A 25,928-nucleotide genomic window follows, 5' to 3' on the forward strand; every position below is an offset into this window, starting at 1 on the left:
GCCCTGTCGGATACGACGGGACCGTCACCGGTAGCCGGTGACGGTCGGGTTGGTGCCGTGCGACCGGCATGGACGGGCGGCCGCCCGTTCGTCGCCCGGGGAGGTGCGCGGCCTATCGCTCGCCGGTCCCGGGCGACCGGCCGCCGCGCTCGGCGCCGGTCGATCCGTCCGCCGATCCGGTGGCCGATCCGTCCGCCGATCCGCCCGCCCACAGAGTGCGGATGTGCGCGAGGTGGCGGCGCATGCAGTCCTCGGCCTCCCGCACCCGGCCGGCCACCATCAGGTCGAGGAGCTCGACGTGCTCCTGCGCGGAGGCCACCAGGTGCCCGGACTCGTTGAGGTGGCCGAGCCCGTACAGCCGTGACCGCTTGCGCAGGTCGGCCACCACCTCGACGAGATGCTGGTTCCCGGCGAGTGACAGCAGTTCGAGGTGGAACCGGTGATCGGCTTCCAGGTACTTGAGGATGTCCTGCTTCCGAGCCGCCGTCACGATCTCGCGCGCGAGCGGGCGCAGCGCCTCCAACTGCTCCGCGGACGCCGTCCCGGCGACCCGGCCCACGATGGGAACCTCGATGAGCGTACGGATCTCCGTGAACTCGTCGAGGTCCTGGTCCGTCATCTCGGTGATGCGGAACCCCTTGTTGCGGACCGCCTCGACCAGACCCTCCCGGGCCAGATCGAGCATGGCCTCCCGGACCGGAGTGGCGGAGACACCCAGCTCGGCCGCCAGGGCGGGGGCGGAGTAGACGACACCGGGGCGCAGTTCACCGGCGATGAGCGCGGCCCGGAGCGCGTCGGCCACCTGGTCGCGAAGGTGTGTCTGGACCGAGATCGTCTGTGATGTGAGATGAGGCATCTGCGCTCCTCCGAGCCCTCGGTCCGATCACCTCCCACCATACAATGTCACGTTGTTCGGACTCGGCCCTGGGCTCGGACCCCGAGACCACCTGCCTGCTCCCGCGCTCACCGGGACGACGCCACCCACCCCTCCACCTCGTCGGCGCCGCGCGGCAGACCCGACGACAGACACACCACCCCGTCGGCCGTGACGGCGAAGTCGTCCTCGATCCGCACGCCGATACCGCGCAACTCCTCGGGCACCGTCAGATCGTCGGGCTGGAAGTACAGACCGGGTTCGACGGTGAGAACGTGACCGGCCTCCAACGTCCCGCCCCGGTACGTCTCGTCGCGGGCGCCGGCGCAGTCGTGGCAGTCCAGGCCGAGCATATGGCCCGTGCCGCACACCGTGTACCGGCGGTACCGCTCGGACACCGGGGTCGACGCCGTACCGCCGGGCGGTCGCAGACCCCAGCCGTCGAGCCCTTCGGCGATGACGCGCATCGCGGCCTCGTGGAAGTCTCCGTACCGGGCGCCGGGCCGCAGCGTGGCGATGCCGGCCGACTGGGCCGCGAACACGAGGTCGTACACGCGACGTTGGGCATCGGTGAAGCGGCCGCCGACCGGCAGCGTCCGGGTGACGTCGCCCGTGTGGAAGGAGTCGGCCTCGACCCCGGCGTCGAGCAGCAGCAGATCGCCGTCCCGCACCGGACCGTCGTTGCGCATCCAGTGCAGAACGCAGGCGTGCGCCCCGGCCGCCGCGATGGTCTCGAAACCCAGGCCGTGACCGGCCAGCCGGGCGCGCCGGTTGAAGGTGCCCTCGATCCAGCGCTCACCCCGCGCCAGACGGGTGGCGTACGGCAGATCACTCACGACGTCGTGGAACCCGGCGACCGTACTGCCCACGGCGGCACGGAGCTGCCCGATCTCCCACTCGTCCTTGACCAGCCGCAATTCGGCCAGGAAACCTGCCAGTTCCGCCTCCGCCGGGCCGCTGCGCGGCACCAGTGTGTCGACCAGCGCGTCCTGCCCGCGCACCACCCGGGTCGGGACACGGTGCGCGAGGGCCCGCTCCAGGCCCTCGCGGGCGGCGACCTCGACACCGAGGGCGTCCGCCGTCCCGGCCAGCGTCCGGCGCCGTCCCACCCAGAACTCGCCGTACCGCCGGTCGCTGTGGAACTCCGCGCCGTGGGGCCCGCCGTCACGTGGCGATCGCGGCCGCGTGAACAGTGTGACCGCGTGCCCGCTGCCGGTCGGCTCGAAGACGAGCACGCTGTCCGGGACCGCCTGCGTGCCCTGCTCACCGGTGAGATGGATGAACGCCGAGTGGGGGCGAAAGGCGTAGTCGAAGTCGTTGCTGCGGACCTTCAGCCCGCCCGACGGCACGACGATCCGCTCGCCGGGGAACCGCTCGGACACGGCCGAGCGCCGCTTGGCCGCCCACGCCGCCCCCGACAGCGGCGGCGGTCTCATGTCCGTGTCAGTGTCCGTGTCCGCCCATCCGCCGAGGAAGGGATCGAGTGCCGGGGAGTGAGCCCCACCGTCGCGACCGCCCGGCCCGGGCGAGCCGTTGTGCTGTTCCATCGCTGAATCACCTCGATGTGTGTGTACGTGAATGCCGACGGCGCCGGGGCACCGTCCGGGCGAGGCGCGTCACGGCTCCAGCGCGTACGTCGCCGGAAGCAGCCTCATCAGCAGTTCGACTCCGCCGGGAGTGATCGACCAGAGCCCGGAGAGCTCCGGATCACCGCCGTCGCGACCGCCCTCGAACATCACCTCGGGACCCCGTCCGACCGCCGCCGGAACCGGTACGACGGCCCAGCAGCGCTTGCCGTCGGCGGTGCGCTCGACGCCGTGCAGCAGGCAGAGCCCGTCGACGAGGGCGAGACCACGGCCCCCTTCACAGTCGCCGTCCGCCTCGCGGCGGCCCGGCAGGACCGGGCTGCCGTCGAGCACCGCGACGACGAGCAGACCCCCCTCCCACGACACCTCGACGGTCAAGGGGCCGCCGGCGTGCCGCAGTCCGTTGGTGAGCAGTTCCGAGGCCACCACTTCCACACGGAAGAGCAGGTCCTCGTCCACGGGCACCCCCAGCGAGACCACGGCCGCCGAGACGCGGTGGCGGGCGCCGCGAACCGCGGCCGCGGTTGCCTCGAGGGTGAAGCGGAGCTGAGGGGAGGGCATGGTGCGTCTCCTCGGAAGATGATGTCCCCGAACCGCCGTCGGCGGGCGCGGCGGGCGGTGACCGGTGACGAGGTCCGCGCCCCGGGGGAGTGAGCGCGCAAGGTGGAGATTTCCACGACCGGATCCGCCGGGACAACGGGCCCGGCCATAAGAGAACGGTCGGACGAGGCATAACGCCGCCCCGCCGACCCGCCCGCCCCACAGCCCCTCGGACACCGGCCCGCAGCGCACGGACCCGGAGGCGAGGCAGCCGCATCCGTCCGTCCATCCGTCCTTACGTCGCATAATGGTCCGGCTTCCCGAGCGTCGAGGTGTGCTGTGGAACTTGAGCTGCGTCATCTGAGGGTCCTGTGCGCGATCGCGGACTCCGGCAGTGTCGGACGGGCCGCTGCCGTACTCGGCTTCACACAGCCCGCGCTGAGTACCCAGCTGCGCCGCATCGAGCGACTGCTCGGCGAAGGGCTGTTCGTGCGCAGCAACACGGGCGTCGAACTGACCGCGTACGGCGTCGAGGTCGTCAGCCAGGCCCGGGACGTGCTGTCCCGTGCCGAGGCGCTCGGCCGACGGCACGGCAACGGCTCGCCGGGAGCCGGAGGCCGCACCCTCCGGCTGGGAGTCACCAACACCCCCGTACTGCCCGACCTGCTGGGCAACCTGCGCGAAGGGTGCCCGGACCTCACGGTCTCCATCTGCAGCGTGTACGCCACCGGCGAGCTCCTCAGGCTCCTGGAGGCCGGTGAACTCGACGCGGCACTCGGCATGGACTATCCCGGCCTGCCCCTGCGGCACTCCGACGCCTTGGCGCACCGCGCCATCAACACCGTTCCGGTCTTCGTGGCCGTGCACTCCGGCCATCCCCTGGCACACCGCGTGGAGGTCCCGCTGGAGGAACTGTCCGAGGACACCTGGTTCGTCTCCTCCGACGACGGAGTGGGTTGGCCCGCCGCCTTCTTCGACGCGTGCGACGCCGCGGGCTTCACCCCCGCGAGCACGCACGAGTTCCACATCCTCGAACAACTGCAGACGATGATCGCCATGGGTCTCGGGGTGGCCGTCGTGCAGCCGACCATCCGCCCCGTCGACGGCGTTCTGGTCAAACCGCTGGCCGGGGACCCCCTCTGGCAGCGCCACCTGCTCGTCTGGCGCCAGGAGGCCGTCGAGCCGGCGGTGGCCGAGGCGCTGCACCACCACGCCGTCCGCGTCTACCGGAACCTCCTGGCGCAGGCCCCGCACCTGCAGAGCTGGGTGGCCCGGGCCTACAGCGGCCGCCCGCCGTCCCCACGTCACGCCGTCGGACAGGAGAGGAACGGCTCGATGAACCCGAAGGGATGAACGCGCGGGGATCTCCGTCTGCCGCTGTGATCGGTCCTCCAGACTGCGACTTGCGTATCCACATCCGCGCTCCCCGGCGGGCCTGCGCGGCGCATCGCGTACGCGGCGCCGACGCGCCCTCGCGAGAGTGCGAGGCGATGGAGGGGGAAGGGTGGCGCAGCGGCACACGCTGTTCGGAGACAGAGCCCGTTACTGGTTCGACAGCACGCTGGCCCGCGGCGCCGCGGCTCTCGTCGGCTGGATGGCAGTACTGTGCCTGGCCGTCGTCGTGCCGGCCAGTGCGGTGATGGTGTGGACCGACCCCGACGCGCCGGCGTCCCTGCGGGACCGGTTGGCGCAGGTATGGCACCTCACCGGGGAGACGATGCGGCTGGGCGGTGCGACGGGCACGCCGCTGCGGGCGATGACGTCGGTGTTGCTCGCACTGGTCACCCTGCTGTACGTCTCGACGCTCGTCGGCCTGATCACGACGGCGCTCACGGAGCGGCTCACCGCGCTGCGGCGGGGCCGTTCCACCGTGCTCGAACAGGGGCACGCCGTGATCCTGGGATGGTCGGAACAGGTCTTCACAGTGGTGAGCGAGCTGGTGGCCGCCAACGCCAACCAGCGGCGTGCGGCGGTGGTGGTGCTGGCCGACCGGGACAAGACCGTCATGGAAGAGGCACTGAGCACGAAGGTGGGCTCTTTCGGCCGTACGCGGCTGATCTGCCGCAGCGGCCCCACCACCGACCCGGCCGTGCTCCCTCTGACCAGCCCGGCCACCGCCGGTGTCGTGCTGATCCTGCCCCACGACGAGCCGGACGCCGACGCCGAGGTGGTCAAGACACTGCTGGCACTCAGGGCAGCCCTGGCCGGGGAGGGAACCCGTCCGCCCGTCGTCGCCGCCCTCCGCGACGACCGGTACCGCCTGGCCGCACGGCTCGCCGCCGGACCGGGCGGCGTCGTCCTGGAGAGCGACACCGTCACCGCCCGGCTGATCGTCCAGGCTGCCCGCCGCCCCGGGATCTCCCTCGTCCACCAGGAACTGCTCGACTTCGCCGGCGACGAGTTCTACCTGATCTCCGAGCCGGCCCTGACCGGCCGCCCGTTCGGCGACGCGCTGCTGTCCTACTCGACGTCGAGCGTCGTCGGACTGGTGCGAGGAGGCACCCCCATGCTGAATCCGCCGCCGCGGACGCCCATCGCTCCGGACGACCTGCTCGTCGTCATCTCCCGTGACGACGACACGGTCTGGCTGGACGGCTGCGAGGAGTTGGCCGAGGAGACGGCGATGACATCCGGCCCCGCGACGCCCGCGCGAGCGGAGCGGGTCCTCCTGCTGGGCTGGAATCGCCGAGCACCGCTCATGGTGGACCAGCTGCGCCGCCGAGCTCGGCCCGGATCAGTCGTCGACGTGGTGGCGGAACACGGGGAGGCGACGATCCGGCAGGTGGGCGAGGCCGACGAGTGCGGCGGGGCCGGCCTGAGCCTGACACTGCGGCACGGGGACGTCACCCGTCCCGAGACCCTGCGACGCCTGGACGTTCACTCCTACGACAGCGTGATCGTGCTCGGCCGTGACCCCGTCCCGGGTCAGCCGCCGGACGAACCCGACAACCGCACGCTTGTCACCCTCCTGCTCCTGCGTCAACTGGAGGAATCCACCGGGCGTGAACTGCCGGTGGTCACCGAACTGATCGACGACCGGAACCGGGCGCTGGCCCCCATCAGCCCCGGAGCCGACGTGATCATCAGCGGCAAGCTCATCGGCCTCCTCATGACCCAGATCTCCCAGAACCGGCATCTGGCAGCGGTGTTCGAGGAACTGTTCTCCGCCGACGGCACGGGGGTCCGCCTGCGGCCGGCCACTGACTACGTGCTGCCGGAAGGCGAGACGTCCTTCGCCACGGTGGTGGCCGCGGCACGTCGTCGGGACGAATGCGCCATCGGTTACCGAAGCCACGACCTTTCTCGGACGAGCTCCGGCGGCGTGCGGATCAATCCACCCAAGGACGAGCGACGCCGGTGGGCGCACGAGGACGAGGTGATCGTCATCGGCAAGGACTGACGGACGGGTCGGCGGGGCGGGCTCGCCGACCCGATGACCGCGCATCGATATCGGATCGCGTGAGATGGCCGCCGCTGGCACGCTGCCCCCATGGATCACGCGGAAGTACTGCTCGTCGGAGGACGAGCCGGTGTCGGCAAGACGACGGTGGGCTGGGAGGTTTCGGCGCTGCTGCGCTCCGCTGCGGTCGCTCACGCGATCATCGATGGCGACTTCATGGGCCAGGTGCATCCGGCTCCGGAGGGAGACCCTCACCGCACGGAGATCACCGAGAGCAATCTGACCGCAGTGTGGGCGAACTTCGCCCAGCGCGGCTACCGACGCCTGATCTATACGAACACCATGAGCGTGCTGCCGGAGGCGACGGGCATGTTCGAGCGTGCCATGGGGGCAGGGGTGGGGATCACACGAGTCCTGCTCACCGCCTCCGATGCCACCGCCCGCGAGCGGCTGGTGGGACGAGAGCTCGGCTCAGAACTGGAGCAGGAGCTGGCCGGAAGCGTCCGCAAGGCACGGCTCCTCGACCAGCGGTCCCTCGCGGACACCGTACGAGTGGCGACGGACGGGCGGCTCGTAGTCGACATCGCGCGGGAGGTGGTTGCCGCCACCGGTTGGACCGGGTTTCACGTCGCCCGCGGATCGTGAACGCGGGAACGTGTTCGCCGCCCTACTCATGGACGACACGTTCCCGTTGCCCTCCGTTGACGATCAGTGCCAGGAAGCCGGGCGTCTGTTGATCGTCCGCGCCAGGGAGCCCGCTCCCGCGCCGGGCGGCTCGCTGCCGTGCCATCGTCGAGCTGTCGGGGCTCGGCATCCGATCACGGGCGTCTTTCGCGCACGCCACGGATCGTGCCGAGCGCACCGACGTCACCGACACGCCGATGACACCGACACCAGGAGTGCACCAGCATGCGCATTCGAAGCAGGGTCACAGCGCTCACATCCGGAGCGACGCTCGCGGCCGGAGCGTTGCTCACCAGCGTCGCCGCGGCCCCCGCGCAGGCGTACGACCCCGATCCGAGGACCTATGTCACCCGGCAGGCGACGGACAACTGCCCGTGCACGCACGGCGATCTGATCGACGGGACCTACTTCCAGAAGGACGCCAATGGTGTGGGCGTCAAGATACTGGCGACGGTGGGGACCGCCTCCAACATCGTGGGCAAGGCCGAGTTCCACCCCCTGGACGAGAAGCTGTGGATCTACGACACGAAGAACGACGGTGACGCTCTCTACGCCCAGGTGACGTGGTCGGGCGGAGGGTCGGCGGTGTACAAGGCGCCCGGCACCGCGAAGACGATCGATGTCCGCACCGTCGACCTGGACATCCCCGAAAACACCTACGTCTCCGTCAAGTTGTTCGACGGCAACGGCACGGACCTGATCCAGTCCAGCCAGGGACGGGCCTGACGCCCGACCGCTGACGGATGAGCTCGCCCGGGCCCGCCGAGCCGGGCGAGCTCATTCCGCCACCTCGAGAGCGCGCCGCCGGTACTCGCCCGGCGGGACGCCGTGGGCGTCGCGGAAGGCCCTGCTGAAGTGGGCCGCTGACGTGAAGCCCCAGCGCAGGGCGACGCGGCCGGCGGGAACCGCGCGGTGTGCGGGGTCGGTGAGGTCCCGTCGGGCGGCGTCGAGGCGGCCTGCGCGGATCAGACCCGCCACCGTCTCCTCCTCGGTCTCGAAGAGCCGGTGGAGCTGGCGGGTGGAGAGGTGGTGGGCGGCGGCGACGGTGGCCGGGGAGAGCCCGGGGTCGTGCAGATTCCGCCGGATGTGCTCGCGGACGTGCAGCACCAGGGCACGCCCGCGACTCTCGTCCGCAAGCCCGGCCGAGCTTTCGGACTCGTGCGCCAGCATCCCGGTCACCAGGTCGACGAGCAGCGTGGCGAGCCGACGGCTGTCCGACGGGCGGTAGCCGCCCTCCTCACCGAAGAGCTGGGTCAGCGTCTGCGCGACCAGCAGCCCGAAGCCGCGCCGGCCGGACAGGCGGCGCCCGAGCAGCCGGTCGATGGGGCGGCGGAGGGCGGGGGACAGGGGAATCAGTGCCTTGGGTATCTCCAGTCCGATGGCCACCAACGGGGAGTCGCCGAACGGCGACCCGACCTCGCACGGTAGGGAGGTGTCGATCACGTAGAGATCGTGGGCATGGTGCTTGCCGCTGTTGCCGGCCTGCTCGGTGCTGAGGGGAACGCTGCCGGGCAGGACCAGCGTGAGGTGGTACAGCTCCGGATCCGACCTGCGGATGTCCACGGCTCTTCGCCGGTTGTGGCACGGCCGGAACGCGGTTTGCCACGCGACCAGCGGGCCGAGCCGCAGCAGGTGCTGACTGGCCGTGAAGTCGGCGGGCCGGTCGCAGACGATCTCCATCGGTGCGATGGTGCGGTCCATGCAGTCCCGCCAGGCGTCGAACCGTTCGCCGCGTGGCAGGTCCGCGGTGCGGAACACCGTCATGGGCAGCATGAGTGTCAACCCTCTCTCTCCGACGCGCCGTTCTGAGGTCCACGACCGGCGCGCACTCGCGCATCGCCACCAACACCGCCCCGCGGACACCAGAGACTCGCGCACCGGCTCCTGCCCGGCCCGAACACCACCGCCGCGGATCCTGATCGACCTGCCCCGTCGCGCCGGTTCTCACGCCTTCGCTCTACAAGGAGGTCGCGGCGGCCGCCGCCGAGAGCGCCCTCTCGCCCACCAGGCCCTCGTGCTGGTAACGCCCGTGCAGCCGGATTCGTGCCGTACTCCGTGGAATCGACGGAGCCATCACCCGAGCCGCGAGGGCTCGCTCGCCACCGCGAACGGCATCGAGGAGACAGCGCATGACCTTCGCCTGTCCTCGCCGCAGGCGTCGCGCCCGCAGATCGGGACGGTGGCCCAGCCCGACGGGCGGCTTCTCCTCCAGCAGCCGTCCGTACCGCGAAACCCCACAGTCGTAGGACGCCGGCCGTGCGGCGGCGCCGGGGCCCGGGTCAGGTGTCGAGCCGGACCGTGCGCCGGGCCCGGACCAACTGGAGCACCGCAGGATTGTCGCCGTCCGGTGCGGTGAGGAGTTCGTACCCCTCCACGGTGAAGCCGTGCTCGGTCAGCAGGGTCTCCCACAGCCCGGGCGTCAGGGCCCACATCCGCGTCGGAATCGGCTCCTCGTCGCGCAGCCGGACGAATCCCGGGCGTGCCGTCACCTCGTCGGAGGGGCCCTGCGCGTCGCCGTCGGTGTGGAGGGCCGAGAAGACGAGGGGCGCGCCCTCGACGAGCCCGTACCGCAGCGCCGGCAGCAGACGGCGGGGATCGACGCACGCGAACGTACGCAGCCCGTAGGCGGCGTCGTACGGTTCCGCACGCCGCAGATGGTCGGCAACGTCCGCGCACAGGAAACGGACTCCGGGCTCCGTGCCGTGATCGTTCATCGCGCGGCGGTGCTGGGTGGGGGACAGGTCGACGCCGTCCACGACTGCGCCGTACGTGCGGGCCAGATGAACGGCGTGATGACCGGGCCCGGACCCCACGTCCAGGACCCGCTTGCCCCGGAGGTCCCCGAGTACCTCCGCCCCGGGGCCGATGCCAGGCCAGAACCCCCAGTCGATGCGGCTGGGCACGGGCGGCGAGTACCCGCGGTCCAACTGGCGTTGGCCGTAGACGGTCCAGCACTGGTCGTACCTGGGGTCGGTCGTCACAGGCTCCTCCTCTTGCGGTGGTGAGCACATGGGCGCGATCAGGGGTGCAGGGCGTAGCAGCGAAAGGAGGGGTCGAGCTCGCAGACGCGGACCCTGGACCACTGGGCGGTGAGCAGTTCCACGTCGGCGGCGATGGCCTCCCAGGGCCGGGGTGGCCCCTGCCCCGCGCTGTGTACGGAGGTGACCACCCAGAAGACGCCGCCGGGCACGAGGAGACGGCGTACCCGGGACAGAAAGTCGGGTTTGTCGGCGGCCCAGCGGTAGACGAGGCGGCACGCGACGACGGCGAAGGCGGAAGAGGGCAGCCGACTGGAGTCGGCGCTGTCGAAGTCCAGAACACGCAGGTCGAGTCCCGGATACCGCGCGCGGGCGACGGCCACAGCGGTCGGCGCGCAGTCGATGCCGGTGGCGCGGTAACCGAGGCGGGTCAGATGCGCGGTGAGCGCGCCCTCACCGCACCCGATGTCGAGCGCGGGCCGGTCGCGGCCGGCGCCGAGGTGCCGGTGCATCGCCTCGGCCTCGGCGGCGTCGATGCCGCGGTAGCGCCGGCCCCGCTGCCAGACAGGTTCCCAATAGGAGACGGCGTCGCGCACCTCGTACGGGGTACCGGTGAACGTCATGAGACGCTGCCTGTCCGTATGCGGAGCACGTCGGCGTTGGCGGGACATCGACGGTGGGGCGTAGGCGTCCTCGGTGAACTGGCCATCACCCTGAACAGTCCCCACCCCGTCCTCGCTTCACCCCGGATACCGGCGACGGGACATCTGTTCACGACGAAATCCGGCCGCACGCGTCCGGCCCCGGCGGGTGTGGCCCGACGTGACCTCTCACCGTTGTCGTTACCCCGGGCAACGTCAACCACTCGACGGCGTGCGACGCGGGAGGACGCTCGCCCGTGGGCTGCCTTCGGCCGGCTGATGCACCACCGCCGCCTCGCGCCCGGCTACGAGACCCACTCCCAGCCCCGCCCCCCTTCCCGCTCATCCGGTCCGAAGCCAAACCCACGTCGCGGTCACCCTTCCCCAGGGCACGGTGTGAGTCCTTCAACAGCTGGCGGCAGCTGACCAGACTCGCCAATCGATGTACTCTCCGGACAGCGCCCTTGACCTGCAGAAGCAGGCAGGGAGCAGGCAAATGGGGAGATCCTCCGCGTTTCGTGCCATGTTCACCAGGGCATCGAACATGAGGTGAGAGTGCGGCACGCCTGAAGCACCCGATGCTGACCATTTGCTGACCCGAGCGGCACCACTACGCCTCTGACCTGCACAAACGCCTAGATGCTAGATCTTGGACCACTAGCCGATGCCGTGCCACGTCAGCCCAGGCCAGGGTCAGTCTGGCGCTGTGCTCACCGGCCGTCACCTCCAGATCGCGAGAGCGGTCCGACGTGCACAGCGGCACGCACTCGGATCGCCGGTGCGCTGGCGATCCGTTCATGGTCGTACCGGACGAGTGCTGTGTGCAGGTGTTTCAGCAGCGGGTCGACCAGCCGTGCGATGTCCTTGGCCGGCATGACGAAGATGGCCCCCTCGCCGGTGTCCTTGAACGCACCGGGCCGGTCTCGTGGGTCCTGCAGTCCAATGAGCCGCCGCCAACTTGAAAGCTCAGGTCAAAGGGCTGATGTGACAGTGTTCCGGGACGCTCACGCTGGTCGTGAGCGACAGTCTGCGGAGTAGACCGTCCGTCAGCACGGTCGACTCGAAGACGAACGCGATGACGCAACGGCGGCTAACTACTGGAGGCGGTGAAGTAGGCCAGCTCCCATGGGTCGTGTGCGCTGAAGACCGTGATCTCATCCGCGTGGTTGCGTCGGAGGGAGCGCAGTCGGTCGCGGGTCGCGTCGCGAGCTGTGATGTCGGTCTGTGCTCCCTGCTGGACCGGGTCAAGGACGGGATGAGAGAGGGGCGGCGTGTGCTCGAGCTCGCCGTGATACATGTACGCGTCGCCCGCATGCAGCAGCCACCGTCCGTGGCCGTCGCGCACGGCGACACCCGAGTGTCCCGCCGAGTGGCCAGGCAGCGGCACCAGCAGCAACTCGCATGCCAGCCCTTGCGGTCGCATCACGCCGGGGAAGCCGAACCACTCTGTGCGGTCCGCCATGGTTGCGGGTGTCAGCAGCGGATTGTGCGCCCGGTGCGCCGGCACGAAGCGCTCGAGGCTGTGCCGGTGGTGCGCTGCCGTGGGGTCGGTGACGGCCCGGTATTCGTCGGGGTGGACATGCACCTGTGCGTGCGGGAAGTCCGGCAGTCCTCCCGTGTGGTCGCGATGCAGGTGGGTGAGCACGATGTGCCGCACGTCCTGGGGCGCATACCCGAGGCGGACGACTTGGCGCAGGGCGCTCTCCTCGGGATTCAGCTCGGGCTGGGCGTAGGCGACCCAGTCCGCACCCAGCGACCGGTCAGGGTGCCGTAGGTCGGCGGTGCCGAGGCCGGTGTCGACCAGGACCAGCCCGTCCGAGTCCGTCTCGATGAGCAGGCAGTGGCAGGCAACGGCCCGTTCGCGGTTCACAGCGCCGGCTGGAAGTTCTTCGCCGAGTGGTGGAATCTTGCGAAGAGAACCGCAGTTGAGGTGGTGGATGCGCACAAGGCCCCCTGGAGGCAAGCTGGCGGGGTGTTCTCGACGGACATTAGGAGGGGACTCCGTGACTCACCAAACCGTTGGACACGCACCGGCAGGTGATCAGGACGGCCCGCTGGCGGACTGTCCTGACAGCGCCCTGGTTCCGCCGGGACACGAACCGCGATGCCCTGTTGACATCACCCTCGCCGCGTTGAGTGGTCGGTGGACGCCGCTGGTAGTGCGCGAGTTCCTACGCCGCGGTCAGGCCACATACTCCGAACTGTCCGCCGCCCTGCCCACTCTCTCGGACAAGGTCCTCTCGGACCGGCTGGCCCAGTTGACCGGTGCGGGCGTCATCGAGCGTCACCGCATCCCGGGCTGGCCTCCCCGCGTCCGCTACATTCTGACCAACCAGGGCCGGGCGCTGGAACCAGTGGTGCGCAGCATGTGGGAGTGGGGCACGGCGCGACGGGACGCCCTTGGCTGACCCGCAGACCCGCCGAACACGGCCTGAACCTCGCCAGCTCGCCGGTTCTTGCGCGCTGTGGCCGGGCGCCCTTCTACGATCCGGTGCATGGATCCTGAAAGCAGGGCACCGGTTACTCCACTCAGTGCTGTTGCTTTCGTATCCGCGCGCTGCACCCCGACGAACACCCTGTCATCACTCGCAGGTGCGCCGGTTGTTGTCGAAACGTGCAGCGGGACGTTCTGCGGCTCGGGTTCTTCCACTGCCTTCTCCTTGTCGTTGCCTTGCGGCTTGGAGCAGCAGTCTGGGCAGGCGGCCGGAACGCAACTGCCCACCAGGTGGTAGCGACCGCGGTCGATCGGTCACAGTCGGGAGCCTGGTTTGGTTTGAACCACGAGGCTGCCCGGATCCAGCGCTCCACAGGCGACGGTGGGGCAGCCCGTGGCGGGCCCACACGACCGCCTAATGCTTTGGGGCCGGATGAAGCCTCAGGCTGCCGGGTTCGTTGAACGACTTCCAGGTCGATGCAGAGGATGGCTCCGTGCTCAAGCATGATGTCCTCGCATACTGCGAGGCAGGTGCTCGAGCGGGTCCTTGGACGGCGAAGGCGCAACAGCCGGATTCTACGCGGAACCGCAGGTGGGGAACCTTCTTGCCCAAGAGAGATCGATGTTCCTCTCGGCATCTTCGAGCGTTTGGAGTGTTGGTGTACAGTGACCTACGCCCCTGACCTGCGGAAAGCTGGCGGGGAGCCGTCTTCTAGGAGTCCAAGGTGCTGCGTACTCTGTTCAAGTCCAAGATCTAGCGTTTGGGTGTTTTCGCAGGTCAGAGGCTTGATTGCCCCGCTCAGGTCAGCAAACGGTCAGCATCGGGCGCGGGAGCGTCCCAGCTCGCTGACGGGTGACCTCGACAGGTCTCTGGCTCCCACCAGGCCGCAGCCGGTCCCACCGCGGCGGCCCTCCGCGTGACCTGCTGCGTCATGATCGCCCGCGCCCACGATCGGGGCTGGTTCCGGGTCTGCAGGGCCGCCGGTTGCCGCGCCACCTGGGGGCCGGCGCGGGTAGGCGATGTTGCGCTGAGCGCCCACTGGGTCGGATGTCCGCGTGAAGGGCGGGCGGCCGCCCGACCCGTACGTACGACGGGGGACCCCCGTATCCGCCATGCCGCCGCCTCTCAGCAGCGATACTGGATGCATGGACGCGACGATCACCGCCCCCCGCGCCGAGGTGCTGCGGGACCGCTACCGCAGCCGACTGCCCGAGCGCTTGCAGGAGCTGGCAGGCCCCGTCGAGGGCGACGTGGACCTGCCGCTCCACATCGTCTGGTCCGGGCGGACGAGCTACAGCCTGGACCGTCCGAAGTCCCGCATGACGCTCTACCGGACCGTCCTCGCCGAAGGACAGAGTGGGGACCTGGTGGCCCTCCTGCACCACCGGCTGCTCGCCGAGCAGTGGCCCGTGCTGCGGCGCTTGATCAGTCCCTACATCCGCGAGGCCTGGGAGGACGCCTTCCCCGAGCTGTTCCGCACCGCTCCGGCCGACACGACCGTCGCGTGAAGCTCACTCCGCTCCACGAGCGTCTCCTCGCCGACATTCTCGACCTCGGCTCCCCCTACCCTCTGGTCCTCACCGGCGGATACGCCGTGCAGGCCCACGGCCTGGTCGAACGCTTCAGCCGTGACCTCGACGTCGCCACCGAGAACCCCGCTCCGATGCAGGAGATCGTCGCCTCACTCACAGCAGGCCTCAGCGCGCGCGGATGGCGGACCACTCACGTCCAGACCGATCCGCTCAGCGGCCGGTTCCTCGTCACCGATCCGGACACCGGCGAGGAGTGCGAGGTCGACGTCCTCAAGGAGGCGTTCTGGGCCCCGCCCGCCCAGACCCCCTACGGCCCCGTTCTTTCCCTCGACGACGTGATCGGCACCAAGGTCCGTGCCCTCGCCGACCGCGGCACCGTCCGCGACCTCATTGACGTCCAGGCTGCCTCCCGCCACCGCTCCACCGCCGACCTCGAATCCCTGGGCCGCCGTCGCGCCCACGACGAGTTCAGCCTCGAAGACCTCCGGGACCGGCTCATCGGCGCTGACTGGTACGAGGACGAGGACTACACCGCGTACGGGCTCACCCCCCGGCAGATCGAAGAACTCAAGGCGTGGGCGCTGGAGTGGGCGGAGGACCTGGGCGCACGGATCCATGACGAGAACGCCTGAGAGGTGGTCATCGTGTCCATCCCCTCTACCGCCGTTGCAACCAGAGGATGCGGTGTAGCCAGCAGGTTCCAACCGGGAGTCGTCCACGGTGGGTGGCTGCCCTGCACGACGGATGTGCATGGCGGCCGAGCGATACCCCGCAGTGGACTCACGGCGAAACCGGGCTGCGGTAACGGTTAAACACTGCATCCCGCTCCCACTCCCAGGTCCAGTCCGGGTCCCGACGGTGGAACTCGGTAACGGCCAGCTCGAAGAATTGGTCGGAAGGCTTCCGGCTGGATCCATTGACTACCAGCGCTGACAGCATCGGCTCGGGACCGGTGCTGTCCCGGCGGCAGACGTCTGCCAGCAGAAGCGACATCATCCGGCCGTGGTAGTGCACCCGGTGCTCCGGTGCCACGGCCTCGCTCAGCGCCTTGTAGGTGTCGGTCCGGCCCTCTCGGGCCCACCCCTTCAGTATCACTACCATGGCGTCCCGGGCAGCCATGTAGTCCGCATCTCCGTACTTCATCTGAGCCCCCTCCAGCCGACTGGAGCGACACGGTATCGAGTCGGGGCGGTGCCGAGGTTGGATCTGAAAAGTTGCCCGCTGCCGCCTCGAGGCCGGGGGAGCGGGGACGTCCACCGCGACGTCCGGCTCGCCCCTCCGATTGTCAGTGCCGCCTCCTACGATCGCCGCTGATCAGCCTGCAGCAACGGAGGGGGTGTGATGGACGAGATCCGTCGCGGCGAGCGAGGCAAGCAGAAGACCTGGCAGTGGCTCATGGTCCTGACGGCGCATCGGAGCTTGTGTGTCTACTGCGGTCGTTCTGCGGCCACCACGATTGACCACGAGAAGCCCATCATTGATATCGGAGCAGACGTCTGGTGGGACTTCGTTCCAGCCTGCGAAGACTGCAATCGCTGGAAGAAGGGCCGTACCGCACGGCGATGGGTGGCCGACATGGATCTCCATCACAGGTATCCGGAGGCAGGCTTCGGAACTCGAGGTATGCCTCCCAGGGTGTACGCCGGCATCACAAGACGTGTGGAGCGTGTGCAGCGAGAGATAGCCGACATGGACCGGCGCGAGTGGTTCCAGCTGCACTACGGCCGTGAGAAGCACCGGAACAAGGCCGAGCTGTTCGAGATCCTCGATCGCTGCAAGGCCGAGCTGCGAGGCTATCCTCACTATCCTTGGCGGACGCCGAAAATGAGGACTTCGCGGACCGTCTGTACGCGCCTGATCTGCTGCGGTTACTAGCATCCCAAGGCAAAGCATTTGGTGGCTTTCCTGGAACCTGAGGAGCGTGCTGCCTTCAAGCGAGCTGTGTTCAACGAGCGCGTCCATGAGGGGGACGTGCTCGGTCGGCTCATCCGTGAGTACCTGTCTGCCAGAGAGCGCGACCGCCATGGCGTGACGTAGCTGCAGGGGAGGGGCACAACCCGCTTCGGACTCCAGTCGGTCGAGGGCGTTCCCGTCGCTTTCCATCGCACTCGACGGTTTCGTGTGAGTAAGCTGTGGAAGCCAGATCCGGACTCCCGACAGCACCGGGGGAACCAGCCAGCGCTCTAGTCTTTTACCGTCCGGAGGCGCGTAAGCAGCGTGCCCACCAGCGGAACTCCACCCGCTTGCACGCACGTTTTCCGTGCCCCCGTCGTTCGGAGTGCCTCCGGCCCGGGGTTCCGCGGCGCCCTCGCGCAAGCAGGCTCAGCAGTTCGGCCACCTGAGCGGGTGACAGCGGAGGGGAGGAGGGTGTCGGTCCGCCCTCCGGGACAGGCCGATCCAGGAGTGGTGCTCGGCGTTGTTGCGGACGCGCTGCACGATGGCGGCGAGGACACCGCCGTACCCGGGGGCGATCTCCGGGTGCCGGTACACCTCTGCCTCCCGCAGTGAGATCACCTCCTCGGTGAGCGTGGTAATCCGTTCACGTACCTCCTTGCGCTGTCCCGCAAGTTGGCGGATCTCGTCCCGCAACTGCTCCGGGTCGCTGGCGGCGACCTGGTCTGTCAGGGCGTTGATCGTCCGCTCCAGTTCGTCCGCCCCGTCCTGGCGGGCGGAGCTGAACCCACGCAGGACCACACCCAAACCCAAAGCCGTTCCACCGACCTGGCGCTTCACCGCGTGGCTCATGGCATCGCCACATTTCTGTGCGTATTCTCCGCGGGGAGAGGGTTGGGTAATGATGGCGATCTTTGACAAGTTGTTGAGCGGCATTGGCGGTAGCTCGGATCCGTCGTTGTCCATCGTGCGGCAGCACGTTGAAGAGCGGTGGCACGTACGGTCAAGGCTACGAGTGCCCGACGTGCACTGACGGCGTCGTGTACCGCATCGAAGGCGGCAACCTCAACGGTTATGGGGGCAACCGTGAGCATGGTGGCAGCAGCTGCGAGGTGTGTCAGTCGTCGTTGTCGAGCGGCACGTCGTATCTTCCCTACGAAAACGGCAGCAATTCGCACGCGTACATCAGGTGTCCTTCGTGCGGCCACGAGAACATTCGATACGGGTTCGGCGAGGACTGGTACGGCAACGCCCAGTAGCGGAGTATCGCGGCGACCATTTTCCTTGCACAAGTCGCTGCCGCACTCTGCCGTATGCTCAGCACGGGGAGGGGGGACATGAGCGGGCAGACCGTGCGTGTCGGCGGCCGAAGCGTGGCGCTGGACCAAGCCACGCAGTGGATATGGCAGTACTTCGACGCTGAGGCGAACCGGGCGGCTGCTGTCGCGGTGAAGGGCAGACCGTATGCGTTCCCCGTCTACGATCGGATGGACACCGGAAGCGGGCCAAACGAACTCAACGACGGGGACCTGCTGGCACCGGTGTTGCTGAACGTCACGCCGAAGCTACATGCCGTCCTGAACCTCCAAGCTGTGCGCCCAGACCTGGAGGCAGTGCTCGCGGCGATCCCACCAAAGCTCACGCTGCAAGATGCGGTCGCCTCCGGCGCGCACACGGAGCCGTTGCACCGCATCGGCGGCCTGCTCGACGGTCCAGCCCAGCTCCGTGGGGCGGGCGGTACGATTCTGATGAAGATCATGCACCGCAAGCGTCCACTGCTCTTGCCGCTCTACGACACCCAGGTCTATGCCTGCTACTGCGGGCCCGGTGCTCGGTACCCGATCAAGAAGTCTCCCCAGCGCACCTGGGCACAGTTCCTCCGACTTCTCGGCGATGCCATGGCGCGCGACCTAGACGAGCAGCCGGATACGTGGAAGACGCTGATGGGATGTGCTCCGGACGGCGTGAGCGTGCTGCGCGTCTTGGACGTCGTCGCATGGAACCTGGGTGGCGATCCCGAGAGCATCCAACTGAGTCATCTGACTTGAACGATGGCCAGGACAGTCTGACCGATCGGTGCGCCAACCGTCATGGCTGACTGTCGTTGGCTGGGGCATCAAGTGTGGCGGGCAGTGTCCAACCGGTGCGCAGGAGTGCCCCAGGTCACCGTCGCGGCGGTCGCGGTCGCGGTATGGCGAGCGGTGCGTGCTGCGGAGGCGGGTGTGGGTGCGGCGACGAGGGTTGTGGCGGTGGAGGTGAGTTCGGAGACGAGGTCTCCGTCCGCGCTGGCGAAGGGGCCGATTGTCCAGGGCGCTCGGTCGAGGTCTTCTCCGCCGTACAACGTCCCTCAGTCGGCTGCGGTGTGCGGGGTGGACTCGAAGACGATGGTCCGGTCTGATGCTGCCCAGGTGGTGCGGGCGGGGCGGTGACCACGTCCCGGGTAGCGTCGTGTAGGACGTCGTTCGGGTGGCTCACGGTGGTGAGGGGCGGGGCGTCGAGGTGCTGGACCTCGCCCGGGTGAGGGGCACGGGGGTGTTGATGGTGAGGGTGGTGCCAGAGGTGCTCTCCGAAGCCGTCGTAAATGCGATGGTCCAGACGAGGTTTCGGTACGGTGGCGTGCTTTGTCGAACTCGACTCGTACGGTGAGGGATTCGTGGGAGGCAATGGTTCCTTTCGTGGGCGGTACGAAGCGCTTTCGACCCGTCCCCAGGTGCTCAGGGCCAGCCGAGTTGCCTCCTCGTCAGACTTCGACTCTCCAAGAATGACGACGCGGAGAAACACGGCCACACGGCGTGAAGGAGCGCCGACGATTGGCACATCGTCATGCCTTGCACCAATTGTGCCAGGCACGCCTTCTGTGGTCGTGACGCAGTCCCGACCACGTCCGGTGGACTGGTGTTGTTGGCGGCCACCCTTCTCCTCGTGGTGTGCCGCTCACGGTCGGTTGGGCCGGAAGGTCGACGAGGGGAGTCGTACAGAGGGCAGGTGTACTGCCCGGATCGGTCCGAGAGCGACTGCAGCAGCTCGGTGGGCCTCGTCGTAGGTGCCGGAGCCTAGGAACTCAGCGGAGCAGGCAGGGCAGTCTCCGGGGCGGCGGGTGTGACCGGCGCTGCGATCTCCGGAGCCTCGTACGTGCGCGAAGGCGTCATCGGGAAAGTCAGCGCGCACGGCATGCCAGACCCCGGCGCGCTCGTCGTCGGGCAGCCCGGCCGCTACCGCCGGCCGCATCGGCGGCAGAAGGCGCCCGTGGTCCTGGACGAGAAATACCCGGTCGGTGAAGTCGACGCTGTCCCCGTCGGGGCGCTCCTGCTCCAGCCAGGCTCGGGCCTCCTCGCGCGTGCCTGGCCCCCACAGGTACTCCGTGGGGAAACGCGTGGTCTCGTAGCGGGAGTCGAACTCCGCCCAGTAAGCATCGTTCCAGCGACTGCCTGGGATGAACGGGATGGCTCGCACGACGACGTGCTGGTACTCGTCGTCGCTCTCCTGATCTTCCACGGGGTCGGGGACAGTGAGGGCGCTGGCGGGCTCCATCCGTGTTCGCCCCGAACCGTTCCAGCTCAGCACGACGATCTCCCGACGCAGAGGCGCCGGGTACAGGCGCCCATCGGGAGTGGCCTGCCCCCACAGCTGATTGATCAGCTCCGCCAGGTCACGCACCGTCCGGGCCGCCCCGCCAGGGGTGTCGACATGGTGGCCGGACGGGTGGGCAACGTAGTTGCGCAGCTTGGCCAGCGCGTCTTCGACCGCACGGCTGCGCCGCCCCCGGAGCAGACCCGCCGTACGCGCCCACAGCCGGAGCCCGTGCAGCATCCCGTTGAACTCGATGGCCTGGTCGGCGACGACCAGCCTCGCGCGTTGCCGCGTCATCCTGTCCGCCCGCTTCTTGACGTCGTCGTACGACGTGACGGTGTAGGAGACGTCGGGGGCCGGAGTAAGACGGAAGGTCACGGTGCCGGCGGACCACTCCATGAAGCGGTCGCGCAACGCCTGCTCGTAGATGAGGAGCGCCTGGTCGCCGACCACGGTGTACACGTCGTAGCACAGCACGCCGTAGGCGAAGACGGTGCGCAGCCGCTCGAAGGAGTCGCGAGTCTCCGCCGCGACACCTTCTGCAAGGTCGCAGTCGGCGATCTGCTGCTGCTGAAACTCTGCGGCGTCCTCCGGTCTCATTCGGCCGCCGAGCCCGTAGGGGTTGAACGCCAACGACAGATCGTCTGCGGCGCGCAACTCCTCAAGCGTCTGGATCTGCAAGTGGTTCTCCTCAAGATGGGAAACAGACCAGTATTCATCCCGGGGCCCCTTGGTGGCCACCCCTTTCCCTTTAGGGCCCGCCACCCCAGTTGTCCCTCGTCGCCCAAGCGAGGCGTTCGATGGCAAACCCAGTCGGGTCGCCGTCTGTGGGAGTCCCTCTGCGTCCTGCTACTCGTCCTGACCTGCGAGGGAGCAGCTCGCCAGCCGGGCTTTGAACGGATCCGGATGGGTGTGAATGCAACCCAAACTGCGGCCGGACCAAGCCCAAGTAGCGGCCGTCTCGGTATGGCGGTGAGTGCAGCTATGGCGACTGAATCAGCGGAACGCTTGTTCGATGCCGAAGACGAGTCGGTGGGCTTGGGGCCAGCCAGCCTCGATGAAGATGTCGCAGATTTCGCGTAGGGCAGTCAGGTTTTGAGGGGTCCTCAGAATGTCTCGGTGGTCGGCGAGGATGCGTTCCGCAAGCTTGACGCACGTGCTGACAGCGAGGCTGTCTGCCGTGTAGCCGCTTTGGGTTCCTGTCGGGGTGAGGATGTCCCGCACGCCGGTGAGGCCCTGCTGTGGGCGTTGATCCAGGACGTGCTCGTAGACCTGGACGAGATGGTGGGTGACCTTTGCGGTAGGGACCGCCATGAGCAGGTGCATCAGTGGCGTGGCTTCGTCGAGGAGTCTGACCTGCTCCTCTGTGGGCTGGTCATCACCGGAGTCACCTGGCTTGGTGGCCGCGTAGATCTGGAGCGCGATGGTGTCGGCCAGGAGGAGCTGTGCCCGCAGGTCTTGCTGCTCGGCGTCCGTCAGTGCTTGGGTTCGCTCGAGGAGAGATGTGATCCTGGTCATGGCTGGCTCAGCCAGCTGAAGATACAGGTCCAGTGCCCTTGTCCTGACTGCGGGATCGCTGTCGATGAGCGCCCCGCGCAGGTTATGGACGCACGTCAGCCATGGTTCTGCGCCCGGCCACTGTTCTGCCATGTGCGTGACAGCTCTGCCGGCCTCGGGGATGGCGTGGTGGACCCACAGGAGCCCGGCGGTTGTTGCACACGTGGCTGCCGCAGAATTCCGATTGGCCGTTGGGGCGATGCGTGCCGTTACGCGGGTGAGCAACTCCATTCCGCGGCTCCAGTTGCCCATGGAGCGGCAAGCCGCATCGACTGTCGCGCCGAGTACGGCCTCGTCGTCGTCCTGGTCGGCCAAGCGGTTTAGGAGCTCCCAGGCGAGGGTTGGGTCAGTGTGGTGGAGATAGCTGGCCGCCCGGGCGACGGTGAGTCTGATCCAACCAACGGGATCTGCGGCAAGTTCCTGAAGGGCTGATGTGAGCGGGGGGCCGTACTGCTCTGGCAGGCGGCTGAGCTGGAGCAGGCCGCGTGCGGAGTCGCTGCGGGGGCCTTGGGGGATGAGGGTGTCGAAGTGGGCGTTTTCCGTGGTGGGTTCGGGTCGTCGATTTACAGCGAAGGCCAGCAGCATGTCCTGGGCCTGCCTCAGCATGTCGCCCGGGGTGTGTGTGTTGCGTGTCCAGATTTCCGCGGCTCGCGCCAGGAGGTCTTCCGATTCGTCGCGGACAGTGTCTGGGAGATCACCAAGCATGCCCCACAGCTCGGTGACTTCGGGGAGACTGGACGTGATCTCTGATACCTCAGGGACGCCGTTGAGATGGCGGTCGGTGAACTCGCGTAGCACCGTGATGAGGCCCAGGGCAGCCACGGTTGAGGGGGCCTCGTCTGCACTGGACCCCGAGGAAATCGGCTCCCATGGGCTTGGGTCTGTGGCAACCCAGCCACCACAGTCACCCTGCTCGAGTGACCGGTCAGCCGCTGTACCAGAATGGTTCGTGGACAGGGAGTCAACGAACGCGTGGTAGCGCCGGGCCGCTGTGGCCGCTTCGGGGTCATCTGAGTCGACGTCCGTGGGCTTCAGGGCTTGGACGGCGTCCATGAGAGCGGCTGACTGCTCCGGATCGAGGTCTGGATGGATTCCTCGGATGAGAGTCGCCGCGGCGCCGAAGAGGTCAGGGACGGTCAGGTGCGTTGCCATGGTGGTGGGCTGCTCGAAAAGCGCCCTCCGTAGATCGGCGTTGTCGGCTGCTGCCAGCAGGATGCGCCGCCACACACTGGCAGCGTGCGGCGCGGACGCTGCGGCTCCGACGATGGCTTGAGAGTGATCCTCGTTCGCCCCGGAAGCGTACCTCTGAAAAGTATCGAGTAGTTCCGGAAGATCCCGTCCTGCGGGACTGAACGGGAAGTCCCACCGCCGTGAGTCATCGACGATGATCTCGACAGGGTTGCAGGCGAGTCGAACCGTCACGGTCGGGGCGTTTGGGCGATCCGTGAGGCTGAGCCTGCTGAGGATCGACAGGGCGACCGTGATGTTCCACCGCAATACGTCCGGGAAGCTTTGGACCAGGCTGTACTTGGACGAGTCGAAGTCCTGTTGTCGGGTGGATTGCAGGGTGAGGACAGCTCCAGAGCCCATACGCGTGGCTTCGGATGACGTCTCCTTGTGGTTCAGCACCGCCACGTACAGGTCCTCGACAATTCCGGGCACCTGATCGATCAGTCGCTCGATGCTGTCCGTCAGGGCGAATAGGTCGTGGTAGCCGCGTTCGGAGAGTTGCTTCGGGTCGATGGCCCGGCGAAGCAGAGCCTCCGATGCTGTGGGGTCGCTTGCTGCGGTCTGGATGACAGCGGTGATCGCCAGTCGTGCCCCGGATACGGGTGGCTGGCTCCACAGGTACTCCATCAGCCGGCGTGTGGCGAGGCCGCATGCCCGCTGATGCTTGGGCACCAGGGCTTGGTACTGCGGAGCAAGTTTTCGGACCAGGTCTCCCAGAGCCTGCAGGGTCGCCGCGGGATGGTGCGAGAGTCGTTCGGAGATGGCCGCCCATACCCCTGCGCCAGGAAGCGACGGGTCGGCGATTCTGATGGAGACGGCGATGGCCGCTGCCTGCAGGAGGCGCTGCGCCGCGGGGATGGCATTCGACGTGGCTTTGAGCAGGGGCTCGAGGTCCGCAGTACTTCGCGTATTGCGGGCCATGACCTCGGCGGCGGCGGTCATGGCCATTGGGCTCATTCTCGGATCGGCGAGCTTCAGGACCAGCTCACAGAAAACTGTCGGCCCCTGGTTCCAGGCCATGTCCAGGTACATGTCGATGCTGGGACGGGCGAACAGGAGGAGATCTGGGTCTTCCTGTAGGCACTCGGGCAGGCCTCCACTGAATGCTTCGAAGTGCACCAGCGCGACCGCGTAGTCGAAGAGCACATGGTGCGCGAACTGCAAGGGTCCCCGACCGGGTCCGCCCGCGATGCTGGGCGCAGAGGTGAGGACTGACCGAGACAGCAGCGATTGGAGGACGGTGGCTGCAGATGCGTCTCCGGACAGGATCTGTTGGGCGGGCACAGCCAAGCGGCGTTCGCGCACCGCGTTTGCGCACAGCTTTGCGAGCAGGGCCTCACGGGCGCTCCCATCCTGGCCCTCGCTGATTCGGCTCTGCCAGTAGCGGCTCAAGAGATCGAGTCGGCTGCCAACGCCAGCGAGCCCGGCAGGAGATACACAGTCCTGGAGCAGCTCGGCGGCCAGCCGTAGATTGAACGGGTTCCGAAGAAGGTGCCGCTGGTGGTCATCGGAGTTGTCGATCAAGTCTCCGAGTTCAGGAAAGATGCTGCTGACCTGTGCGACTTCCTCGTCGTCCAAATCATCAACTTCAGCTGGATCTACAGGGAACACCGTGCGCAGCTGAGGAGAGTGGGACAAGTCCCAGGTGCGGATCGAAGCAACGACCCGCCAGTGCGGCAGCCGACGGCCCACGTCCTTGATGATCGACCTCCAGAGCCCGGAGGATGCATCGGTCCGCGCCGCGTCTAGAGCGTCGATGACAAGCAGCCCAACCTCACCTGGGGACCACTGGGCCAGGACATCCAGGAGCGGGTGTCGGAGTCCCAACTCGTACTGCAGGTTTCCAGCGCTGGTCGCTGCAAGGCTGCCCACCTGGAGGAAGAGCACGGGGTGCTGAGCATCACGCGCCGTCGACGCAATCTCGTGGAGGATGACAGTCTTGCCCGTGCCGGGGCCTCCCACAACGAGGAAGGACTCCGCCAAGGACCGTTCGGCCAGCCCCGAGGCCGAACTGCGGTTGATTGATACGGCTCCTTGTGGTGCGGGGACCGTGGTAAGCCCGCTGCTTAGCTGCTCAATGCTCTCGTCGGTGATGTGCGTCAGCCGGACCACGTCCGCCCTGAAGTTCAGCAGTGTTGCGAGAGCTACCCCACTCACGATGAGTGACTCCTGCAGCTGCTCCAATCCCGCCGCCCCGTGGTTGATGGCCAACTGCCTGCAGGTGCTGAGTAGGACATTCCATGCAGCGGTTGCCTGCCCGGCCTCGGCGATCACAGATCTGCGAAGCCGGTCGAGAGCTCCTACTTCAGCTGCGCCGCCCACCTCCACATCGAGAATCCATACGTAGCACTGCCTCAGGAAGCCTTCCAGCTCAGAAGCAGAAGGCGCTGTGTCGCGCTGCTGTTCCCACTCCCTTGCCGCATGAGCAGTGAACGCCTTGTACGCGGACACCTGTTTTGCGTTGAGCCGGAGAGCGGCGATGTCGGAGCCGACCGCGCTGTTCCTCAGCCGCTGGAGAGCCTGTTCAAGGTCGTTCCTGACTGCCCCGGAAGCCTCTGAAGTTGTCGCGAGGACAAGGCGGTCATCATCGTGCTCAGGTAGCAGGTACTGCGCCACGAACTGTCTTACAGTCTTAGCTAGTTCGCTGGTCTTCGTGGTGCCCAAGGTGATTGATCGTTTGGCTTGGAGGGCCAGGGTGATGCCATCGGTGGTGTGTACCCTGCAGTCGTCGACAGGCTCGCCGGTCTCGCACGCGACCTGCTCAACCGCGCCAGTCCACAGGCCCTGCACCGGTGCTGCAGCTTCGCTGGCGAGGATGGCGACGGCGAACCATGCAGCGACGCGGTCCTGGAAGTCAAAGCCGCCAGCTCCGGCGCTGCCACCCGCGTCCGAGCGTGCTGACGAGTTCTCGTCCACAGGTCACTCCTCGATCTGTTTCACCCGGAGCGTCGACTCTATCTCCGCCGCCAGACGGTCTACCCAGTGTCGGCGTCTAACTGATCGTTTCA

Annotated in this window: 21 protein-coding genes; 10 read left to right on the forward strand and 11 right to left on the reverse strand. The window is 68.0% G+C overall.

Annotated features, from left to right (window positions below):
• Positions 1 to 112: 112 nt before the first annotated feature.
• The 3 genes from QC283_RS07940 to QC283_RS07950 all read right to left on the reverse strand — a co-directional run bounded on the left by QC283_RS07940 (position 113) and on the right by QC283_RS07950 (position 3,021).
• Complete coding sequence (locus tag QC283_RS07940) at positions 113 to 856, reverse strand: GntR family transcriptional regulator (protein ID WP_279560660.1); 744 nt, start codon at positions 854 to 856, stop codon at positions 113 to 115.
• Positions 857 to 963: 107 nt separating this feature from the next.
• Complete coding sequence (locus QC283_RS07945; protein WP_279560661.1) at positions 964 to 2,421, reverse strand: Xaa-Pro aminopeptidase; 1,458 nt, start codon at positions 2,419 to 2,421, stop codon at positions 964 to 966.
• Between the two features lie 69 nt (positions 2,422 to 2,490).
• Positions 2,491 to 3,021, reverse strand: a complete 531-nt coding sequence (locus tag QC283_RS07950) for an ATP-binding protein (RefSeq protein ID WP_279560662.1) — start codon at positions 3,019 to 3,021, stop codon at positions 2,491 to 2,493.
• Positions 3,022 to 3,339: 318 nt separating this feature from the next.
• On the opposite strand from QC283_RS07950, the gene QC283_RS07955 reads away from it, so the two are divergent.
• The 4 genes from QC283_RS07955 to QC283_RS07970 all read left to right on the forward strand — a co-directional run bounded on the left by QC283_RS07955 (position 3,340) and on the right by QC283_RS07970 (position 7,810).
• Positions 3,340 to 4,353: a LysR family transcriptional regulator gene (locus QC283_RS07955; RefSeq protein WP_279560663.1), complete on the forward strand. Its 1,014-nt coding sequence runs from the start codon at positions 3,340 to 3,342 to the stop codon at positions 4,351 to 4,353.
• 151 nt (positions 4,354 to 4,504) lie between these two features.
• Positions 4,505 to 6,400, forward strand: coding sequence for a CASTOR/POLLUX-related putative ion channel (locus QC283_RS07960; protein ID WP_279560664.1), 1,896 nt, complete (start codon positions 4,505 to 4,507; stop codon positions 6,398 to 6,400).
• Positions 6,401 to 6,490: 90 nt separating this feature from the next.
• Positions 6,491 to 7,045: an AAA family ATPase gene (locus QC283_RS07965; protein WP_279560665.1), complete on the forward strand. Its 555-nt coding sequence runs from the start codon at positions 6,491 to 6,493 to the stop codon at positions 7,043 to 7,045.
• A gap of 264 nt (positions 7,046 to 7,309) precedes the next feature.
• Complete coding sequence (locus QC283_RS07970) at positions 7,310 to 7,810, forward strand: hypothetical protein (protein WP_279560666.1); 501 nt, start codon at positions 7,310 to 7,312, stop codon at positions 7,808 to 7,810.
• A 51-nt stretch (positions 7,811 to 7,861) separates the two neighbouring features.
• Here the strand turns inward: QC283_RS07970 and QC283_RS07975 are convergent, their stop codons facing one another.
• From QC283_RS07975 to QC283_RS07990, 4 genes are all read right to left on the reverse strand, one after another.
• On the reverse strand, positions 7,862 to 8,857 hold the full coding sequence (locus QC283_RS07975; protein ID WP_279560667.1) for a helix-turn-helix domain-containing protein: 996 nt from the start codon (positions 8,855 to 8,857) through the stop codon (positions 7,862 to 7,864).
• Positions 8,858 to 9,363: 506 nt separating this feature from the next.
• Complete coding sequence (locus tag QC283_RS07980) at positions 9,364 to 10,065, reverse strand: SAM-dependent methyltransferase (RefSeq protein ID WP_279560668.1); 702 nt, start codon at positions 10,063 to 10,065, stop codon at positions 9,364 to 9,366.
• Between the two features lie 38 nt (positions 10,066 to 10,103).
• A complete protein-coding gene (locus QC283_RS07985; RefSeq protein ID WP_279560669.1) occupies positions 10,104 to 10,685 on the reverse strand; it encodes a class I SAM-dependent methyltransferase in 582 nt (193 codons plus the stop codon).
• A 1,108-nt stretch (positions 10,686 to 11,793) separates the two neighbouring features.
• Positions 11,794 to 12,573: an MBL fold metallo-hydrolase gene (locus tag QC283_RS07990; protein WP_279560670.1), complete on the reverse strand. Its 780-nt coding sequence runs from the start codon at positions 12,571 to 12,573 to the stop codon at positions 11,794 to 11,796.
• Between the two features lie 262 nt (positions 12,574 to 12,835).
• On the opposite strand from QC283_RS07990, the gene QC283_RS07995 reads away from it, so the two are divergent.
• The 3 genes from QC283_RS07995 to QC283_RS08005 all read left to right on the forward strand — a co-directional run bounded on the left by QC283_RS07995 (position 12,836) and on the right by QC283_RS08005 (position 15,302).
• A complete protein-coding gene (locus tag QC283_RS07995) occupies positions 12,836 to 13,111 on the forward strand; it encodes a winged helix-turn-helix transcriptional regulator (protein ID WP_279560671.1) in 276 nt (91 codons plus the stop codon).
• A gap of 1,172 nt (positions 13,112 to 14,283) precedes the next feature.
• Positions 14,284 to 14,646, forward strand: coding sequence for a hypothetical protein (locus QC283_RS08000; RefSeq protein ID WP_279560672.1), 363 nt, complete (start codon positions 14,284 to 14,286; stop codon positions 14,644 to 14,646).
• On the forward strand, positions 14,643 to 15,302 hold the full coding sequence (locus tag QC283_RS08005; RefSeq protein WP_031022377.1) for a nucleotidyl transferase AbiEii/AbiGii toxin family protein: 660 nt from the start codon (positions 14,643 to 14,645) through the stop codon (positions 15,300 to 15,302). Before QC283_RS08000 ends, QC283_RS08005 begins: the two co-directional genes overlap by 4 nt.
• A gap of 148 nt (positions 15,303 to 15,450) precedes the next feature.
• On the opposite strand, the gene QC283_RS08010 is transcribed toward QC283_RS08005, so the two are convergent.
• A complete protein-coding gene (locus tag QC283_RS08010) occupies positions 15,451 to 15,813 on the reverse strand; it encodes a hypothetical protein (protein WP_279560673.1) in 363 nt (120 codons plus the stop codon).
• A gap of 198 nt (positions 15,814 to 16,011) precedes the next feature.
• Between QC283_RS08010 and QC283_RS08015 the strand changes: the two genes are divergently transcribed.
• Positions 16,012 to 16,545 (forward strand): HNH endonuclease, encoded by a 534-nt coding sequence (locus tag QC283_RS08015; protein ID WP_279560674.1) that lies wholly within the window; start codon positions 16,012 to 16,014, stop codon positions 16,543 to 16,545.
• A gap of 447 nt (positions 16,546 to 16,992) precedes the next feature.
• Here the strand turns inward: QC283_RS08015 and QC283_RS08020 are convergent, their stop codons facing one another.
• Complete coding sequence (locus QC283_RS08020) at positions 16,993 to 17,415, reverse strand: hypothetical protein (RefSeq protein ID WP_279560675.1); 423 nt, start codon at positions 17,413 to 17,415, stop codon at positions 16,993 to 16,995.
• Between the two features lie 188 nt (positions 17,416 to 17,603).
• Between QC283_RS08020 and QC283_RS08025 the strand changes: the two genes are divergently transcribed.
• Both QC283_RS08025 and QC283_RS08030 read left to right on the forward strand, forming a co-directional pair.
• Entirely contained in the window at positions 17,604 to 17,822 is a 219-nt protein-coding gene (locus QC283_RS08025; RefSeq protein WP_279560676.1) for a hypothetical protein, read from the forward strand.
• A gap of 78 nt (positions 17,823 to 17,900) precedes the next feature.
• On the forward strand, positions 17,901 to 18,611 hold the full coding sequence (locus tag QC283_RS08030) for a DUF6308 family protein (protein ID WP_279560677.1): 711 nt from the start codon (positions 17,901 to 17,903) through the stop codon (positions 18,609 to 18,611).
• Positions 18,612 to 19,497: 886 nt separating this feature from the next.
• Here QC283_RS08030 and QC283_RS08035 read toward each other — a convergent pair.
• Both QC283_RS08035 and QC283_RS08040 read right to left on the reverse strand, forming a co-directional pair.
• Complete coding sequence (locus tag QC283_RS08035) at positions 19,498 to 20,874, reverse strand: hypothetical protein (RefSeq protein ID WP_279560678.1); 1,377 nt, start codon at positions 20,872 to 20,874, stop codon at positions 19,498 to 19,500.
• A 255-nt stretch (positions 20,875 to 21,129) separates the two neighbouring features.
• On the reverse strand, positions 21,130 to 25,836 hold the full coding sequence (locus QC283_RS08040) for an ATP-binding protein (RefSeq protein ID WP_279560679.1): 4,707 nt from the start codon (positions 25,834 to 25,836) through the stop codon (positions 21,130 to 21,132).
• Positions 25,837 to 25,928: the final 92 nt, after the last annotated feature.

Origin of the sequence: Streptomyces sp. DH41 (genome assembly GCF_029813785.1) — a bacterium.
Taxonomy (GTDB): Bacteria; Actinomycetota; Actinomycetes; order Streptomycetales; family Streptomycetaceae; genus Streptomyces.